Raw genomic sequence first — 17,144 nt, 5'->3', positions numbered from 1 at the left:
AGCTTGCTCCGATGGGAGGAAAAAGACTGGCGCATGTTGCCGGGCAAGGGCGTTGCGTCAAGGGCTGAACGAAAATCCTGCGATCATCTAAATTTATCGCCGGCATGCCGATTAATTTATTGAAGTTGCTGCATCATTTTGCACGAAGCGAATTCCGTTTTAGATCGAAACACGCTAGCTTGATGGCGACCGAAGCCTGCTTGTCCCATGGCCGAACCCTTAAGTCCTCCCCGCCTTTTGCCGAGCGGCGACAGCGCCGTCACGGTGGAATTCAGCCGCACCATCGATGATGCCGCCAACCGGCGGGTGCTCGCGCTCGACCGCATGATCTCGGCCGAGCCGATCGCCGGCATCACCGAGACCGTGCCGACCTACCGCTCGCTGCTGGTGCATTACGATCCCGTGCAGATCGGCTTCGATGCGCTCGGCGAGCAACTGCTGGCGCGCGCCGCCAAGGCGCTGCCGAGCGAGACCGGAACGCGGCGCTGGCGCATCCCTGTCACCTATGGCGGCGAGCACGGCATCGACCTCGAGGATGTCGCAAAGACGCTCCAGACCACGCCGGATGACATCGTGGCACGCCACATCGCCGGCGACTATCGCGTCGCCATGATCGGCTTCACGCCCGGCTGGTCCTATCTCAGCGGTCTGGAGACATTCCTGCACATGCCCCGGCGCAAGGACCCGCGGCTCTTGACGCCCGCCGGCACCATCTCGATCGGCGGCATCCAGACCGGCGTGCAGTGCCTGGCCGGCCCGAGCGGCTGGCACCTGCTCGGCCGCACGCCGGTGAGGACCTATCAGTTGCATCGCGATCCGACCTTCCTGCTGGAGCCGGGCGATGCCATCACCTTCACGGCAATCGACGCCAAGACCTTTGCCGAACAGGACCGCGCCGCCGCGGCCGGCGAATTCGTCGCAGAACTGGTGACGCCATGAGCAAGCTCGTCGTCACCTCGATCGGCCCGGCGAGCTCGGTGCAGGATGCGGGTCGCCCGGGCTCGCAGCGCTATGGCCTGGTGCCGAGCGGCGCGATGGACCGGCTTGCGCTGGCCGCGGCCAATATCCTGGTCGGCAATGCGCCGTTCGCTGCCGCGGTCGAGATCGGCCCGTTCGGCGCCAGCTTCACCGCGCGCAACGGCGCCGTGCGCATCGGACTGGCCGGCGCATCGCGCAATGCTGACATTGGCGGCCGGCCTGTTGCGTTCGACAGCTCGGCAACGCTGGCCGACGGCGAGACACTCAATCTCGGCTTCGCGCGCGGCGGCTCGTTCAGCTATCTCGCGATCGAGCACGGCATCGAGGGCGAACCGATGTTCGGCAGCCTTGCGGTCAATGCCCGCGCCGGGCTCGGCAGCCCCTACCAGCGGCCACTGCAAAGCGGCGACGAATTGAAGACACAAGCCGCCAGCGGAGCCGCCGAGCGCCGGATCGAATTGCCGGCCGCGACCGACGCGCCGATCCGCATCGTGTTCGGCCCGCAGGACGACGAGTTCGCCGCGGACAGCAAGAAGCTGTTCACCGACAGCGAGTGGAAGATCTCGGCCACCAGCGACCGCATGGGCTACCGGCTCGAAGGCCCGGCCATCAAGCATCTCAACGGCCACAACATCGTCTCCGACGGCACCGTCAACGGCAGCATTCAGGTCCCCGGTAACGGCCAGCCGATCGTGCTGATGCCGGACCGCGGCACCAGCGGCGGCTATCCGAAGATCGCGACCGTGATCACGGCCGATTTCGGCCGCTTCGCGCAGATCTCCGCCGGCCGCCCGTTCCGCTTCAAAGCAGTGACGATGGCGGAAGCGCAGGCCGAGGCGATCAAGTTCCACGCGCTGCTGCAGTCCCTGCCCGACCGCCTCCGCGGCATCGAGGATTTCGGCCTCAACATCGAAGCGCTAAGAGATGCTAACGTCGCAGGACAGGCGGTCAGTGCCATCGACGCTGCGACGTGGCAGGTCGTCGTCCCGTAGAGCATCATCCGGAAAAGTGCCAAGCGGTTTTCCGACAAGATGATGCTCAAGCAAGTGAGCCAACACCAACAATCATCGGATCTGTCGTCATGACCTCAACCATCGACCTCAATTGCGATCTCGGCGAAAGCTTCGGGCCCTGGGAGATGGGCAACGATGCCGCGATGATCGAGCTTGCGACTTCGGTCAACGTCGCCTGCGGCTTCCATGCCGGCGACGCCGACATCATGAGGAAGACGGTCGAGCTCGCGAAGGCGCGCGGCGTCAGCGTCGGCGCCCATCCCGGTTATCGCGACCTGCACGGCTTTGGCCGCCGCCCGATGCCGGGACTGACGTCCTCGGAAATCGAGAACCTGATCGCCTATCAGATCGGCGCGTTGCAGGCGATCGCGACCGCGGCCGGGCACAAGGTCACCCATGTGAAGGCGCATGGCGCGATTTCGAATGTTGCTTGCGAGGATGACATGACCGCCAGGGCGATCGCCAACGCGATCAAGGCGGTCGATCCCAATCTCATCTTCGTGGTGCTCGCGAATTCGAAATTGGTGCGCGCCGGCGAAGCCGCCAATCTAAGGATGGCGCACGAGGTGTTCGCCGACCGCGCCTATGAGGACGACGGCAATCTGGTGTCGCGCAAGAAGCCGGGCGCCGTGCTACACGATCCCAAGGCGATCGCCGAGCGCGTGGTGCGGATGGTGCAGGATGGCGCGGTCGTCTCGGTCACCGGCAAGGTGATCAAGATGCAGACCGATACCGTCTGCATCCATGGCGACACGCATGGCGCGGTCGAGATCGCGCGCGATCTGCGCGCAGCGCTGAAGCAGGCGGGCATCACGGTCGCGCCGTTCAAGACCGCGCACTGAGCCGCAAACGTATCCATCGGCAAGGGCCGGCCGCGGCGCCGGCCCTTTAGATTCCGTTAAGAGTCTTCTTAAACCCAAACTTGCCGTTTGATTGCTAGTTGCAGCTTCCGAGCCTCTGATTGTCCTCTCAGGAAATTGGGTACGAAAGCATGTTCCGCACCAGCCTCTCCCTCGCCATTGCCGCGGTCGCCACCGCCGCGTTCGCCAGCGCGGCCTCCGCCGGCTGCTACAGCTGCTATACGCCGCCGCCCCAGCCCTGCACGACCTGCTATCAGGTGCAGACGGTGCCGCCGCAATATCGCACGGTGCAGGAAACCGTGATGGTCGCGCCGGGCCGCGTCGTCGCGCATCGCACGCCGGCGCAATATCGTACCGTGATGGTGCCGCAGACCGTGATGGTCGCGCCCGAAGGCGTCGCCTATGAGCGCATCGCGCCGCAATACGCCACCCAGGAGCGCACCGAGATGGTCTCGCCGGACTATTCCTACTACGCGCCGGTTCAGCAGACCTGCAATACCTGCGGCGGTGGTTACGGCTACAGCTACGGCTACGGTCGCGGCTACGGCTACTGAGCCGTCAGCATCCAGCTAACACAAAGCCGCCGCCTGAGGACATCAGACGGCGGCTTTGCAGTTTCCTCAGGGCCTCAGAACGGGTGGACGGACAGCGTGCCGAACACGATGGCCGCGATCACCGCAAAGGCGCTGTACAGCGCCGCGGTGTGAACGCCGGTCCCGGACTTCCTTGAAATGTGTCGCGCGTAAAGGTGCAGGCGGGCTTCCGCCGATAGTTCGCGCATGGTCGATCTCCAACGCCCCATTCTCGGGCATATGGAATATCGTTCGCGCCGCAATTCAAGCGGGTGACAAAAATAGCGATGCCACCGCCTTCGGGAACGCGGTTCCGAGAGGAATATTCCTTCTCGAGAGCGGGCCCGAGAATCCTATTCGTTGCAATCCAAGGCGTCCGGAACCCGCGCCGGCCCCGCAACAACCAAAACTCGTGAAACAACCCCATGCAAAGGAGCCGAAGGTAAGCCACTACGCCGCGTTCAGGGCTTCCAGCGTCCGATCTTGAAGGCAGCCAGATGGCCCGGGACGTCGGCCGGATCGAACGGTGGACCGGCGAACGCGCCGATGGCGCTGGAGGCGCCTGCCGGGCGCCCTGACGCGGCGTCGTAGAGGTCGGGCCTGAACACGGCCATCGCAGCCTTCAGCGCCTCCGGCCGGTACGGCGTCTGGCCCCAGCGGACCATCTGGGCATAGAGCCAGGCCGCCTGCGCCGGGTCCGGCCGCGCCGCGGCCTCGCGCCCGACCAGCAGATAGCGGCTGCTCTCGCGCATGGTGCCGTCGGGCGAGATCTTCAGCCGGCCATCGAGCGTGCGCTGGATGACGCTGGCATCGACGCCGATCCGCTCGGGTGAGCTGAGGATGCGTGCCACCTCGCCCCGGTTCTCGGGCTGCTCGATGAACTCCGCGGCGCGCAGATGCGCGCGCACCAGCGACGCGACGATGTCGGGATGCTTCTCCGACCAGCCCTGGCGCACCGCGAGCACCTTCTCCACCGCGCTGAGCAGGATATCCGAGACGAAATGCAGGATGTGGCCGATGCCGAGATCGACCGCGATCGAATTCCACGGCGCGCCGACGCAGAACGCGTCGACGTGGCCGTTGGCGAGGCTGTCCGCCATGTAGGGCGGCGGCAGCACCACGAGCTGGACGTCCTCATCGGGATCGACGCCGCCGGCGGCCATCCAGAACCGCAGCTGGTAATTGTGGGTCGAGAACGGAAACGTCATGCCGAAGGTCAGCGGCTCCGCCCCGCTCTTGCGCCGCTTTGCCACCACGCGGGCCAGCGCCTGCGAGGTCGCCATCGGGTCGAAGCGATCGCCGTCGAGCTCCTCCATCAGCGCCGCGTGCAGGGCTGGCGACACCGTGATGGCGTTGCCGTTGAGCCCGAGATTGAAGGGCGCCGTGATCGGCACCTTGACGTGGCCGAGCCCGAGGCTCGAGGCGATCGCCACTGGTGCCAGCAGATGGGCGGCGTCGAACAGGCCGATATTGAGCTTGTCGCGGACATTCGACCACGACACTTCCCGCACCAGGGTGACGTCGAGGCCCTCGTCGGCGGCGAAGCCCTTGTCGACGGCGGTGATCAGGGCGGCAGCGTCCACCAGCGGGATGAACCCGATGCGCAGGGGTGTGGTCATTTCAAGAGCTCCGACGCCGTCAGGATCGATTGCGCGATCTCGCCGATCTTCTTCTTCTCGCGCATCGCGGTCGAGCGCATCAGCACATAGGCCTCCTCTTCGGTCAGCCCCTTCACCTTCATCAGGATGCCCTTGGCGCGATCGATCACCTTGCGCTCCTCCAGCGCATGCTTGGTGCGGTCGAGCTCGTCCTGCAATTTGGAAAAGGCATTGAAGCGCGACACGCAGAGATCGAGGATCGGCTTCATCCGTTCCTTCTTGAGCCCGTCGACGATGTAGGCCGAGACGCCCGCCTCCACCGACGCCTGGATCGAGGCGGCGTCGCTCTGATCGACGAACATCGCGATCGGCCGGCGGACCGCGCGGCTGACCTGGAACATCTGCTCCAGCACGTCGCGGCTGGGGTTCTCGAGGTCGATGACGATGATCTCGGGGTCAAGCGCATAGATCCGCGACAGCAGGCTCTGCATCTCGCTGATATGGACCACGTCCGTATAGCCGGCCTCCCGCAGTCCCTCCTCCAGGATGGCCGCGCGGATCGGGCTCTCGTCGACTATGACGATCTTGGGAGACGATTCTGCGCTCATCGACAACTCTTAAAGCCCGGCGAGAAGCATCCATATCACGCCGGAAGCCCGCGGAAAGTGTTGTAATTCTCGGCAATTGGGACTAGCTCCTGCCCATCAATCAGGCAGATTTGGGACGATATGCAAGAGGCCGCCGCGCCGAAAGTGAGCTTCGTGTCCTTGGGGTGCCCCAAGGCGCTGGTCGATTCCGAGCGGATCATCACCCGGCTGCGCGCGGAGGGCTACGAGCTGGCGCGCAAGCACGATGGCGCCGACATCGTGATCGTCAACACCTGCGGCTTCCTCGACAGCGCCAAGCAGGAATCGCTCGCTGCGATCGGCGAGGCCATGGCCGAGAACGGCAAGGTCATCGTCACCGGCTGCATGGGCGCCGAGCCGGAGCAGATCGAGAGCGCCTATCCCGGCGTGCTCTCGATCACGGGCCCGCAGCAATATGAGAGCGTGCTGGATGCCGTGCATCGCGCGCTGCCGCCGGCGCACAACCCGCATGTCGATCTGGTGCCGCCGCAGGGCGTCAAGCTGACGCCGCGGCACTACGCCTATTTGAAGATTTCCGAAGGCTGCAACAATCGCTGCAGCTTCTGCATCATCCCGAAGCTGCGCGGCGACCTGGTGTCGCGGCCGGCCAATGACGTGCTGCGCGAGGCCGAGAGGCTGGTGAAGGCTGGCGTCAAGGAATTGCTCGTGATCTCGCAGGACACTTCGGCCTATGGCGTCGACCTGAAATATGCCGAGAGCCCGTGGCAGGATCGCAGCGTGCGCGCCAAGTTCTTCGACCTCGCCAAGGAGCTCGGCGAACTCGGCGCTTGGGTGCGGCTGCAATATGTCTACCCCTACCCGCATGTCGACGAGGTCATCGGCCTGATGACCGAGGGCAAGGTGCTGCCCTATCTCGACATCCCGTTCCAGCATGCGAGCCCCGACGTGCTGCGCGCGATGAAGCGCCCGGCCGCGCAGGAGAAGACGCTGGCGCGGATCCAGAAATGGCGCGAGCAGTGCCCCGAGTTGACGCTGCGCTCGACCTTCATCGTCGGCTTCCCCGGCGAGACCGATGCCGATTTCGCCTATCTGCTCGACTGGCTCGATGAAGCCGGGATCGACCGCCTCGGCTGCTTCAAATACGAGCCGGTCGCCGGCGCCACCTCGAACGCGATTGGCAATGCCGTGCCCGACGAGGTCAAGCAGGAACGCTGGAATGCGCTGATGGCCCGGCAGCAGAAGATTTCGGCGCGACGGCTGAAGCGCAAGGTCGGCACCCGCCAGCAGGTGATCATCGACGAAGTCGGCCCGACGGTCGCCAAAGGCCGCTCAAAGGCCGATGCGCCCGAGATCGACGGCGCCGTCTACCTCACCAGCCGCCGCCCCCTCAAAGTCGGCGAGATCGTCACCGCCAGGATCGAGCGCTCCGACCAATACGACCTGCACGGCAGCGTCGCTGGTTTCTGACGTCGCCTAATGGGGCGCCGGTGGAGCGGCGAGCGCCGGGTCCAACGTGCGGAGCACGCGATGGATACGCACCGAGCTACCGATGCCTGCACTGCGCACATAGGCATCGATGACCTCCTCGCTGTCGACCACCACGAGTCCAAACAACTTGCGGTCGTCAGTTGCATAGGTGCAGATCCAATGCATCTTGCCCTGCGTCGCAACGATGGCATCCAACGCAATGCGCGCATGACGCGCCGCCTGCGCGTCGTCGGTCACGTCGAAATTGGCCGGAAGATCTCGTTCGATCAGCAGCTTGATCACGGCGCCACCTCCAAGATTGCTCCAAGATTGCCTCGTCGCAGCTTAACTCGCTCCGCGAGCCGGTTGCGTGCGATATCACCTCCCGCTTGACACCGCCGCCCCTTCGGCTGTATGGCCCTGCGCCATGAAGCTGAACCGGACCCACCGCCGCGCCATCTGCCGTCGTCGCTCCCGCGACGATGCTGGGCTGCGCCGTGTCCGACGCCATCGCTGATTAGCTGACATCAGCCAGGGTTTTCGAGAAGGCCGCGCCCCCAAAGCGCGGCCTTCTCGCTTTTCGGCCTGCCCCTTCCCCACACGACCCCAGAGGAGATCGACATGACCAACGCTACCCAACCGTTCGACGCGCTGATGGACATCACCGCCCGCCCCGAGGTCGTGTTCGTACGCGGCGCCGGCTCGTATCTGTGGGACAACAACCGCAACCGTTATCTCGATTTTGTGCAGGGTTGGGCCGTCAACGCGCTCGGCCATTCGCCGCCGGCCATCGCCGACGCGCTGGCCGCGCAGGCCCGGCGGCTGCTAACCCCGAGCCCGGCGTTCTACAACGAGCCGAGCCTGAAGCTGGCAAAGGCGCTGGTCGAGAACAGCTGCTTCGACCAGGTGTTCTTCGCCAATTCCGGCGCCGAGGCCAATGAGGGCGCGATCAAGCTCGCGCGCAAATTCGGCGCCAAGTACAAGGGTGGCGCGCACGAGATCATCACCTTTGAGGGCGGCTTCCACGGCCGCACGCTCGCGACCATGTCGGCCTCGGGCAAGAAGGCGTTCGAGCCGCTGTTCGAACCGAAGGTCTCAGGCTTCCGGAAAGCGCGGCTGAACGACATCGAGTCGGTGCGCAAGCTGATCTCTGCGTCGACGGTCGCGGTGATGCTGGAGCCGATCCAGGGCGAAGCCGGGGTCTGGCCTGCGACGGGCGAATTCCTCAGGGAGTTGCGGGCGCTGACCCAGCAGCGCGGCCTGCTCCTGATCGTCGACGAGATCCAGACCGGCATGGGCCGAACCGGAAAGCTGTTCGGCTATGAGCATGCCGGGATCGCACCCGACATCATGACGCTCGGCAAGGGCATCGGCGGCGGCGTGCCGCTGGCGGCGCTGCTCGCGACCGAGCATGCCTCGTGCTTCGACCACGGCGATCAGGGCGGCACCTTCAACGGCAACCCGCTGATGTGCGCCGCCGGCCTCGCCGTGCTCGATCAGATCGGCAAACCCGATTTCCTGAAATCGGTTGCCGATGCCGGCTTGCTGCTGGAGCGCGAATTGCAGCGGCTGTCGGCGCGGCATGGGCTCGGCGAGATCAGGGGCCGCGGCCTGTTGGTCGCGCTCGATCTCAAGATGCCGATCGGCGCGGCCGTGGTTGCCGAAGCATTTGCGGCCGGCGTGCTGATCAACTCGCCACAGCCGGACGCGCTGCGCTTCATGCCGGCGCTCAATGTGACGCGGGAAGAGATTTCCGCTGTCATCGATTGCCTGGACATCGTGCTGACGAAGGTCGGTGCGGCCAGGCGGGTGGCGTAGCAACCACTGTCATTGCGACCGAAGCGAAGCAATCCATCCCTCCGCGCATGCGGGACAACGGATTGCTTCGTCGCTTCGCTCCTCGCAATGACGGCAGAAACTTACGGCCTGAGAATCGCCGCGCCGGTGGTCGCCCGGCTCTCCAGATCGGTATGCGCCTTGGCCGCATCCTTCAGCGCATAGGCGTGGTTGATCGGCACGTGCAGCTTGCCGTTGATGACGGCGGCGAACAACGTGTCCGCGCCTTCGAGCAGTTCCTTGCGGGTGCCGACATAATCGTTGAGCTTGGGCCGCGTCGCGAACAGCGAGCCGTGGTTGTTGAGCTCGGCGAGCGGGAACGGCGGCACCGGGCCCGACGCGTTGCCGAACGAGACGAACAAGCCGCGTGGCCGCAGGCACGACAAGGATCCCGGGAAGGTGGTCTTGCCGACGCCGTCATAGACGACGTCGCAGAGCTCGCCGCGGCTGATCTGCTTGACGCGTTCGACGAAGTTCTCCTCGTTGTAGAGGATGACGTGGTCGCAGCCATTCGCGAGCGCGAGATCGGCCTTGGCCTTCGAGCCGACGGTGCCGATGACATGCGCGCCGAGCGCGTGGGCCCACTGGCAGGCCAGCAGTCCGATGCCGCCCGCCGCCGCGTGGATCAGCACGCGATGGCCATGCTCCACCTTGAAGGTCTTGTGCAGGAGGTACCAGACCGTCAGCCCCTTGAGCATCAGCACGGCGCCCTGCTCATAGGTGATGTGGTCGGGCAGTTTTACCAGTTTGTCTGCCGGGATGACCCGCTCGGACGCGTAGCCGCCGAGGTTGTAATAGTAGGCGACGCGATCGCCTGGGTGGAAATTGGTCACGCCGGGGCCGACGGCCAAAACCTCGCCTGCGGCCTCGTTGCCGGCGATGAACGGTAGGCCGGGCGCCTTGTAGAGGCCGGTACGGAAATAGACGTCGATGAAGTTCAGCCCGACCGCATGCTGGCGGATCCGGACCTCGCCGTTCCCCGGCGGGCCGACCTCGACGTCCTCATAAGTCAGGACTTCCGGGCCCCCCACCTTGTGCACGCGCACAGCCTTGGTCATGTCGTCGCTCCCCTCAGATATCGGCGCCAGGCAAGCGAATGCCAACGGCGCTGGCTTGTCAACCAAGCCGCGTGGACCAAGCCGCCTGGAACTTGGCCACTAGATGCATGATCTCCGCGCAAACGCGTTCCGCGTTTGTCGCGAGGGAAAACCGCGTCGCACTTTTCCGGATCATGCCTAGCCTGCCGCCTTCTTGCGGTTGCGCCTGGCCAGCACGTTGAATGCCTCGACCGCGGCCGAGAACGCGATTGCGAAATAGATGTAGCCGCGCGGAATGTGGAATTTGAAGCCGTCGGCCACCAGCGCCACGCCGATCAGCACCAGAAAGGCCAGCGCCAGCATCTTGGTGGTCGGATGCTCCGCGACAAACCGCGCCACCGGTCCGGACGAGATGTACATGATGGCGCAGGCGATCACGACCGCCGCGATCATGATCTCGATGTCCTGCGCCATGCCGATCGCGGTGATGATCGAGTCCAGCGAGAACACCAGGTCGATGACGATGATCTGCACGATCACCCAGAAGAACGCGTTCGGGCTCGGCTTGTCGGTCGCCTCGACGTCACGCGCCTCGACCTCGGCGTGGATCTCGTGGGTCGCCTTGGCGATCAGGAACAGGCCGCCGCCGATCAGGATGATGTCGCGCCAGGACAGCGCGACGCTCACGAAAGCGATCACCGGCTGCGTCAGCCCGATCAGCCAGACCAGCACGCTGAGCAGGATGATGCGGAATACCAGCGCCAGCAGCAGGCCGATCTGCCGCGCGCGATCGGCCTGCGGTTGCGGAATCCGCGAGACGAGCACCGACAGGAAGATGACGTTGTCGATGCCGAGCACGATCTCGAGCGCAGTCAGAGTCAGCAGCGCAGCCCAGGCTTCCGGGCTGGTGATCAATTGCATCATGCTCTGAAGGCTTTCATCCGGCGAATCACGGTATCGCTGCCGACGATGTAGACGGCAATGGCACAGAGACCGAAGGTGATCGAGGGGCCGACGACGAAATCGTTGGCAAGCGTGTACATGCCGAGCAGCGCCCAGGCGGCGAGCAGCCACAGCGTCAGCCAGCGCAGCCGCACCACGCGCAACGGATGCAGCACGTGGAACGGCGCGAAGGTCAGCACGATCAGCAGCGCGACCACGACGGTCGACAGCACCGGCGGCAGATGCAGCAGGAACAGATAGAACGCCGCCGCATTCCACAGTGCCGGAAAACCGCGGAAATGATTGTCGTCGGATTTCATGCGGCGGTCGGCGAAATACAGCGCGCTGGACACCACGATGCCGATGCCGAGGATCGGCGCGGCCAGCGGCAGCAGCATGCCGCTCGCGGTGATCGCATAGGCCGGCACGAACACATAGGTGACGAAATCAACCACCAGGTCGAGCACCTCGCCCGACCAGTTCGGCTGCAACCGCACCACGTCGAGCCGGCGCGCCAGCGGGCCGTCGATCCCGTCGATGATCAGCGCAACCCCGAGCCAGCCGAACATGTTGGCCCAGTGCTCCCGCACGGCTTCCAGCATGGCCAGCAGCGCGACGCCGGCGCCGAGCGCCGTGAAAATGTGAACGGAGAATGCGGCGGTCCGCATCCGTTCTGGCAACGCATCGGGCTGGCTCGAGTGCTCCATCGGCCGAAGTGCTATCAGGAATCGGCCGGCTTTGCATATGCGCTGTTGCGGCGTTCCGCCGCGCAAAGCGTTGGAAACTCTTGGTGGTTAGCAATGGCTTGAAAATCGGGCCAAGCATGTCAAATGTCCCTGGTATGACCGACAGCTCGCAGTATTATGACGTTATCGTAATAGGCGGCGGTCCGGCCGGTTTGACGGCCGCGATTGCTCTCTCCGACGCCGGCGCGCGGACCGCGCTGTTGGCGCGCCGCGCTCCCTACGCCGACAACCGGACCACCGCACTGCTCGGCGGCTCGACCGAGATCCTGGAACGGCTCGACGTCTGGCGGCGGTGCAGCGACAGAGCGGCGGCGCTCAAGACCATGCGTCTGGTCGACGACACCGGCCGCCTGATCCGCGCGCCGGAGGTGCGGTTCTCCTCCGAGGAGATCGGGCGCGAGCAGTTCGGCTTCAACATCGACAACCGGTCGCTGGTCGCAGCGCTCGAGGAGCGCTCCGGCGAAATGGCCGCGCTGACCCGGTTCGACGACGAGGCGGCCTCGGTGCAGCCGGGCGATGCCGCAGTCACGGTGGCGACGCGGCAGGGCCAGTCGCTCACCGCCCGGCTGGCGGTCGGCGCCGATGGCCGCAATTCATTGTCGCGCGAGGCCGCCGGCATCGAGGTGACGAGCCGCGCGCTCGGGCAGTCCGCCCTCACCTTCAACATCACGCACACGCGGCCGCACCACAACATCTCGACCGAATTTCACACCGGGCACGGCCCTTGCGTGTTCGTGCCGCTCGCCGGCAACAGAAGCAGCGTGGTCTGGGTCTCCTCGCCGAAGGAAGCCGAGCGCCTGAAGGCGCTCAGCGACGACGAATTGTCCGTCGCGGCCGAACGCCAGTCGCACTCGATCCTCGGGCGCGTCGAGGTCGAGGGCGGCCGTCACGTGTTTCCGCTCGCGATCGAGCGGCCGCGGCAATTTGCAAAAGACCGGATCGCGCTGGTCGGGGAATCCGCCCACGTGCTGCCGCCGATCGGCGCGCAGGGCCTCAACATGGGGCTGCGCGACGCTGCCGACATTGCCGAGATCACGGGCCAGGCGATCGGCCGCGGCGAGGATCCCGGCGCGCCGAACGTGCTGTCACGCTACCAGGCGGCGCGGCGTCCGGACGTTGCCAGCCGGACCTGGGCGATCGATCTCGCCAACCGGTCGCTGCTGAGCGACTTCCTCGGCGTGCAGACGGCGCGTGCCGCCGGCCTGCATCTGCTCGGCGCATTCGGCCCGCTGCGGCGGCTCGCGATGCGCGAGGGCCTCGCGCCGTCCTGGCGGCGGTAAACCTTCCTCAAGGAAACACCAGCCGGCCGCTCTGGATGAACCACATCACGCTGGTCAGCGTGACCACCGAGGCGAAGGTGCCGATCAGCACCGCGACCGAGGCCGGCTCGATCCAGGTATCGTTCTGCCGCGCGATCACGAACACGTTGAGCGCCGGCGGCAGCGAGGCCATCAGCACCGCGGTCGCCGCCCAGGGCTGCGCGAACGGGCCGAACAGCAGCATCAGGCCGAACGCCAGCAGCGGATGGATCAGCAGCTTGATCGCGACCACGCCCGGCACCTCCCACGGCACCCGCTCGAACGGCCGCAGCGCCACCGTGACGCCGAGCGCGAACAGCGCCATCGGCGCGGCCGCGTTTTGCAGGAACTGGATGGTGCGGTCGAGCGCGACTGGAATTGGGACATGAAACGCGGCGACCAGCGCGCCGAACACCGCCGACATGATCAGCGGGTTCTGCACGATCTGCTTGAGCACCACGCCGAGCGCGTGCAGTAGCGAGGGATGGTCGCGGTCGGTGAGCTCGATCAGGAGCGGCACGATCGAGAACAGGAAGATGCTGTCGCAGCAGAAGATCAGCGCGGTCGGCGCCGCCGCCTTGGCGCCGAGCACGGCAAGCGCAAGGCCCGGCCCCATATAGCCGATATTGCCGTAGGCGCCGGACAGGCCGGCCAGCGTCGCCTCGCGCAGCGAGAGGCCCCCGATCAGCTTGCCCGCGATCATCGCCAGGAAAAACGCGATCACGGTCCCGAGCGTGGTGGCGATCAGGAATGGCGGGTTGTTCAGCTCCGCGAACGGGGTCTTGGACATGATCCCGAACAGCAGTGCCGGCAACGAAACGTAAAGCAGGAAGAAATTCATCCAGGCGAGCCCGCTCTCGGGCAAACCCTTGGCTTTTCCGCACGCGTAACCGATGAAGATCAAGCCGAAATACGGCAGCGCCAGATTGAGGATATCGATCATTCTGAAAGTAGTTTCTCGGCGGGTTTTCGGGTGGTTTTTGCAGGGCTGGAATCGGTAAACCGATGGTTAATTCGAAGCTTAGCCCCTAGCATCGGCCACAATGTTGGTCTATCGACGAACCATGATCAAAGCGCGCACCGCCAAATTCCAGATCGGGCAGATCGTCCGTCACCGGGTGTTCTCCTTCCGGGGCGTGATTTTTGATATCGACCCGGAGTTCAACAACACCGAGGAATGGTGGCTGTCGATCCCCGAGGACATGCGGCCGCACAAGGACCAGCCGTTCTATCACCTGCTCGCGGAAAACTCGGAGACCGAATACGTCGCCTATGTCTCTGAGCAGAACCTGCTGCCCGACGAGTCCGGCGAGCCGATCCGGCATTCGCAGGTGGCGGAGATCTTCATCAAGGACAAGTCGGGCGGCTACCGTCCGCGCAATCCCTCGCTGAACTGACACGCCCCCGGGCGTGCGAATGCTGCGGCATTCGCACGGCACGTTCACACGCCCTCACGTTTGGCGAGCGCCACCGCGATCGCCCAGACCACAAAGCCCGCCAGCGCGAGGCCCGCGCCGACCAGGCCGGTCGACGTCCAGCCATAGCCTGCCGCAACCGCCATGCCGCCGAGCCACGGGCCCAGCGCATTGGCGACGTTGAAGGCGGAATGGTTGAGCGCAGCAGCAAGGCTCTGCGCCTCGCCCGCGACATCCATCAGCCGGGTCTGCAACACCGTGGCGAGCGCCCCGCCGAGCCCGATCAGGAACACGTCGGCGCTCAACGTCCAGACATTGCCGGCCGCCAGCGGATACAGCGCCAGCGTCGCCGCCGACCACAGCAACAGCCCGCCCGCGGTTGCCATCAGCGCGCGGTCGGCGAAGCGCGGCACGATGATGTTGCCGGCGGTGAGGCCGGCGCCGAACACGCACAGCGTGACCGGCACCAGAGCGGGCGATGTGTGAGTCACCGCCAGCATGGTCGACGCCAGATAGGTGTAGACCGAGAACAGCCCGCCGAAACCGATCGCGCCGATCCCAAGCGTCAGCCAGACATGCTTGCGGCCGAGCGCCGACAATTCGCGCAGCGGGCTTGCATTGCTGTTGGCGGCATCGCGCGGGGCGAAGATCAGCACCAGGATGGCGGTCAGGAGCGCGAGGCCGGCGACGATCGCGAACGCCCAGCGCCAGCCGATCACCTGCCCCACGCCATTGGCGAGCGGCACACCGATCGTGGTCGCGATGGTGAGGCCGAGAATCACGCGGCCGACCGCCGCCGTGCGCTTGTCCATCGGCACCAGCGAGGCCGCGACCAGCATGGCAATGCCGAAATAGGCGCCGTGCGGCAGCCCGGCGAGGAAGCGCAGCACCAGCATCGTATGATAGTCGGGCGCGAGCCCCGACAGGCCGTTCATCAGCGCGAAGAAGCCCATCAGCGCGATCAAGAGATTGCGCCGTGTCATCCGTGCCGACAGCACGGCGATGACAGGCGCGCCGACCACGACGCCGAGCGCGTAGGCGCTGATCGCGTGGCCGGCCTGGGGTTCGCTGACGTTGAGGTCATGGGCGAAGAACGGCAGCAGGCTCATGGTCGCGAATTCGGCGATGCCGATCGCGAACCCGCCCATCGCCAGCGCAAGATGGACGATGCCGGGATGAAAGCTGCCTGGAACGTTGTCCTGGTTGACGCGGATACCAGCATCGACCGCAGCAGCGGCGACCGGCGGCTCTGTGGGCCGGGACACCGGTTCCCGACGCTGCGTGCTGACTTGCTGGGACATTGCGCGACTTCCATGACTGCGAATGGCGGCCAGCGGTCGCGAACAACCACGCGCGTCTGCGCATCGAAGGCGCTTGTCCCGCGCTTTCGTCTGGCCTCCCGTATCGGATTTGTGATTGTGCTGCGACGCCGGATTTGTCCGGACAAGACATCGACGATCCGCGCTCACGGCGCGACGCAACCGCGATGCCCTTGAACCAACATCGCACACGATGCGCACGATCACCAGCGCAGCAGGCTGCCATCAGCCAGTCGGTATCGCATGACAAAAAAGGCGCCCTTGCGGGCGCCTTTCGATAGCGACGATCTCGCACTTTCTTGAACGCGTGATCGAAGTTCCTACTTGCCGTTTTACTTGGCCGCCGGATTGGCGGGAGCCGCTGGCGCGGCGCCGCCCCCCGCGCCTTCCAGCTTCTTGCGCTGCTCTTCGGCGCGCTTCTGCAACTCTTCCTGCAGCTTCTTCGAGTTTTCCTCGAACACCTTCGGATCGGTCGGCGGGCCGTCATAGGCCTTGGCGAATTCGGTGTTGAGCGGCAGCGGCAGGGTCAGCGGCGCGCCGTTCGAATTGATCGCCTGGACCACGAGGTTCTGGCCCTTCTTCATGTTGGCGATCAGCTCGGGGGTTGCTTCATAGTCGGACATGCAGCCGTTCTGGAAGCAGATCACGTAGGGCGCCTGCTGCGGCGGATTGTTGTCGACGATGATGCGGGTGCCGTGCACGAGTTGCATGCCGAGCGGCAGCGTGACGCGCAGGATCTTCTTCGGCTCGCCTTCCGGTTCGATGATCACGGCGGCGATCACCGGCTGGCCCGACTCGATGCGGCCGTCCTTGCCGGTGAAGCAAACCTGCTTGGCGTTGGCTTCCTGGCCCTTCAGGCAGAACTTGGTCCAGGGGGCGTAAATGAGCTGGATCTGCTGATCCTGGGGCGGCTGCTGGCCGGCGGCCGCTGCGGGCGCCTGACCCGCGGCCGGTGCCGGGGCTGCGGGCGCCTGGGCTGCCGGAGCCGGCGCCTTCGGAGCTGCCTTCGGTGCCGCCTTGGGCGCTGCCTTCGGTGCCGCGGGCGCCGGCGCTGCCGGCTGCTGGGCCTGAGCGGCAGGAACCAGGAGCGCTGCAGAGAATGCCGTCGCCGCCATCAGGGCAACAATGCGCCCATGCGGCCGGACCGGGGCGGCCAAGATACGGAAATTCATTGCGGAAAACCCTTTCTGAACGGCAGCGCCCGAAACCGCTGCAGGCGCCGACACATAGCCGCGAAACACAGCTGCTCGCGCGGCTGTCTCCTAGTCAATTGAGGCGGATACGTGACTGGCGTTCCCGCCTATCCAATTGCACGCCTTCAATACAGCGGCGCGCGGAAAGATCAATGCCGACAAGCGTATTTGCGCCCATGTGACGACGGGTTTCAGCGCCCTGTGATAAACCTTTCGGCGTGACGTTTCGCGAATCAAATCCCGCACCTCACACACCTGTTCCCGGGCGCGTTGTCCGGCGCGG

18 protein-coding genes are annotated in these 17,144 nt (G+C 65.4%); 8 read left to right on the top strand and 10 right to left on the bottom strand.

The features are described 5' to 3' along the window. The first annotated feature begins 207 nt into the window (after positions 1 to 207). From pxpB to ACVMB0_RS26375, 4 genes are all read left to right on the top strand, one after another. Entirely contained in the window at positions 208 to 939 is a 732-nt protein-coding gene (gene pxpB / locus ACVMB0_RS26390) for a 5-oxoprolinase subunit PxpB (RefSeq protein ID WP_456754797.1), read from the top strand. Continuing rightward, on the top strand, positions 936 to 1,970 hold the full coding sequence (locus ACVMB0_RS26385; RefSeq protein WP_456754798.1) for a 5-oxoprolinase subunit C family protein: 1,035 nt from the start codon (positions 936 to 938) through the stop codon (positions 1,968 to 1,970). Before pxpB ends, ACVMB0_RS26385 begins: the two co-directional genes overlap by 4 nt. Positions 1,971 to 2,059: 89 nt before the next feature. Next, positions 2,060 to 2,833, top strand: coding sequence for a LamB/YcsF family protein (locus ACVMB0_RS26380; RefSeq protein ID WP_456754799.1), 774 nt, complete (start codon positions 2,060 to 2,062; stop codon positions 2,831 to 2,833). Between the two features lie 149 nt (positions 2,834 to 2,982). Next, positions 2,983 to 3,405, top strand: a complete 423-nt coding sequence (locus ACVMB0_RS26375; protein ID WP_461348156.1) for a hypothetical protein — start codon at positions 2,983 to 2,985, stop codon at positions 3,403 to 3,405. 74 nt (positions 3,406 to 3,479) lie between these two features. Here ACVMB0_RS26375 and ACVMB0_RS26370 read toward each other — a convergent pair whose 3' ends face one another. The 3 genes from ACVMB0_RS26370 to ACVMB0_RS26360 form a co-directional block, all read right to left on the bottom strand. Continuing rightward, positions 3,480 to 3,632 (bottom strand): hypothetical protein, encoded by a 153-nt coding sequence (locus ACVMB0_RS26370; protein ID WP_456754801.1) that lies wholly within the window; start codon positions 3,630 to 3,632, stop codon positions 3,480 to 3,482. A 252-nt stretch (positions 3,633 to 3,884) separates the two neighbouring features. Beyond that, the gene (locus ACVMB0_RS26365) at positions 3,885 to 5,042 is read right to left on the bottom strand and encodes a CmpA/NrtA family ABC transporter substrate-binding protein (protein ID WP_456754802.1); all 1,158 of its coding nucleotides are present in this window, start codon (positions 5,040 to 5,042) and stop codon (positions 3,885 to 3,887) included. Further along, complete coding sequence (locus ACVMB0_RS26360) at positions 5,039 to 5,629, bottom strand: ANTAR domain-containing response regulator (protein WP_018271619.1); 591 nt, start codon at positions 5,627 to 5,629, stop codon at positions 5,039 to 5,041. The genes ACVMB0_RS26365 and ACVMB0_RS26360 overlap by 4 nt, the downstream gene beginning before the upstream one ends. Positions 5,630 to 5,749: 120 nt before the next feature. Between ACVMB0_RS26360 and rimO the strand changes: the two genes are divergently transcribed. Continuing rightward, positions 5,750 to 7,075 (top strand): 30S ribosomal protein S12 methylthiotransferase RimO, encoded by a 1,326-nt coding sequence (rimO, locus tag ACVMB0_RS26355; RefSeq protein ID WP_456754803.1) that lies wholly within the window; start codon positions 5,750 to 5,752, stop codon positions 7,073 to 7,075. A gap of 6 nt (positions 7,076 to 7,081) precedes the next feature. On the opposite strand, the gene ACVMB0_RS26350 is transcribed toward rimO, so the two are convergent. After that, complete coding sequence (locus ACVMB0_RS26350; RefSeq protein ID WP_456754804.1) at positions 7,082 to 7,378, bottom strand: hypothetical protein; 297 nt, start codon at positions 7,376 to 7,378, stop codon at positions 7,082 to 7,084. Between the two features lie 318 nt (positions 7,379 to 7,696). On the opposite strand from ACVMB0_RS26350, the gene ACVMB0_RS26345 reads away from it, so the two are divergent. Beyond that, complete coding sequence (locus ACVMB0_RS26345; protein ID WP_456754805.1) at positions 7,697 to 8,893, top strand: acetylornithine transaminase; 1,197 nt, start codon at positions 7,697 to 7,699, stop codon at positions 8,891 to 8,893. Positions 8,894 to 8,994: 101 nt separating this feature from the next. Here ACVMB0_RS26345 and ACVMB0_RS26340 read toward each other — a convergent pair whose 3' ends face one another. From ACVMB0_RS26340 to pcsA, 3 genes are all read right to left on the bottom strand, one after another. Beyond that, entirely contained in the window at positions 8,995 to 9,969 is a 975-nt protein-coding gene (locus ACVMB0_RS26340; protein ID WP_456798102.1) for a quinone oxidoreductase family protein, read from the bottom strand. Positions 9,970 to 10,146: 177 nt separating this feature from the next. After that, positions 10,147 to 10,872, bottom strand: coding sequence for a TerC family protein (locus ACVMB0_RS26335; RefSeq protein ID WP_456754807.1), 726 nt, complete (start codon positions 10,870 to 10,872; stop codon positions 10,147 to 10,149). After that, positions 10,869 to 11,597, bottom strand: a complete 729-nt coding sequence (pcsA, locus tag ACVMB0_RS26330; RefSeq protein WP_456754808.1) for a phosphatidylcholine synthase — start codon at positions 11,595 to 11,597, stop codon at positions 10,869 to 10,871. Before pcsA ends, ACVMB0_RS26335 begins: the two co-directional genes overlap by 4 nt. Before the next feature lie 134 nt (positions 11,598 to 11,731). Between pcsA and ACVMB0_RS26325 the strand changes: the two genes are divergently transcribed. Beyond that, positions 11,732 to 12,916 carry a UbiH/UbiF family hydroxylase gene (locus ACVMB0_RS26325; protein ID WP_456754809.1) on the top strand — a complete coding sequence of 395 codons (1,185 nt, stop codon included), beginning with the start codon at positions 11,732 to 11,734 and terminating at the stop codon, positions 12,914 to 12,916. A 7-nt stretch (positions 12,917 to 12,923) separates the two neighbouring features. On the opposite strand, the gene ACVMB0_RS26320 is transcribed toward ACVMB0_RS26325, so the two are convergent. Beyond that, positions 12,924 to 13,877 carry an AEC family transporter gene (locus ACVMB0_RS26320; RefSeq protein WP_461348155.1) on the bottom strand — a complete coding sequence of 318 codons (954 nt, stop codon included), beginning with the start codon at positions 13,875 to 13,877 and terminating at the stop codon, positions 12,924 to 12,926. A 121-nt stretch (positions 13,878 to 13,998) separates the two neighbouring features. On the opposite strand from ACVMB0_RS26320, the gene hspQ reads away from it, so the two are divergent. Further along, positions 13,999 to 14,331: a heat shock protein HspQ gene (hspQ, locus tag ACVMB0_RS26315; protein ID WP_021081543.1), complete on the top strand. Its 333-nt coding sequence runs from the start codon at positions 13,999 to 14,001 to the stop codon at positions 14,329 to 14,331. Between the two features lie 44 nt (positions 14,332 to 14,375). Here hspQ and ACVMB0_RS26310 read toward each other — a convergent pair whose 3' ends face one another. Then, entirely contained in the window at positions 14,376 to 15,650 is a 1,275-nt protein-coding gene (locus ACVMB0_RS26310; protein WP_461348154.1) for an MFS transporter, read from the bottom strand. 350 nt (positions 15,651 to 16,000) lie between these two features. Next, positions 16,001 to 16,840, bottom strand: coding sequence for an invasion associated locus B family protein (locus ACVMB0_RS26305; protein ID WP_456754812.1), 840 nt, complete (start codon positions 16,838 to 16,840; stop codon positions 16,001 to 16,003). Between the last annotated feature and the right edge of the window lie 304 nt (positions 16,841 to 17,144).

It is taken from the genome of Bradyrhizobium sp. USDA 4451 (assembly GCF_054822585.1).
This window is presented reverse-complemented; position numbering and strand designations above follow the sequence as displayed.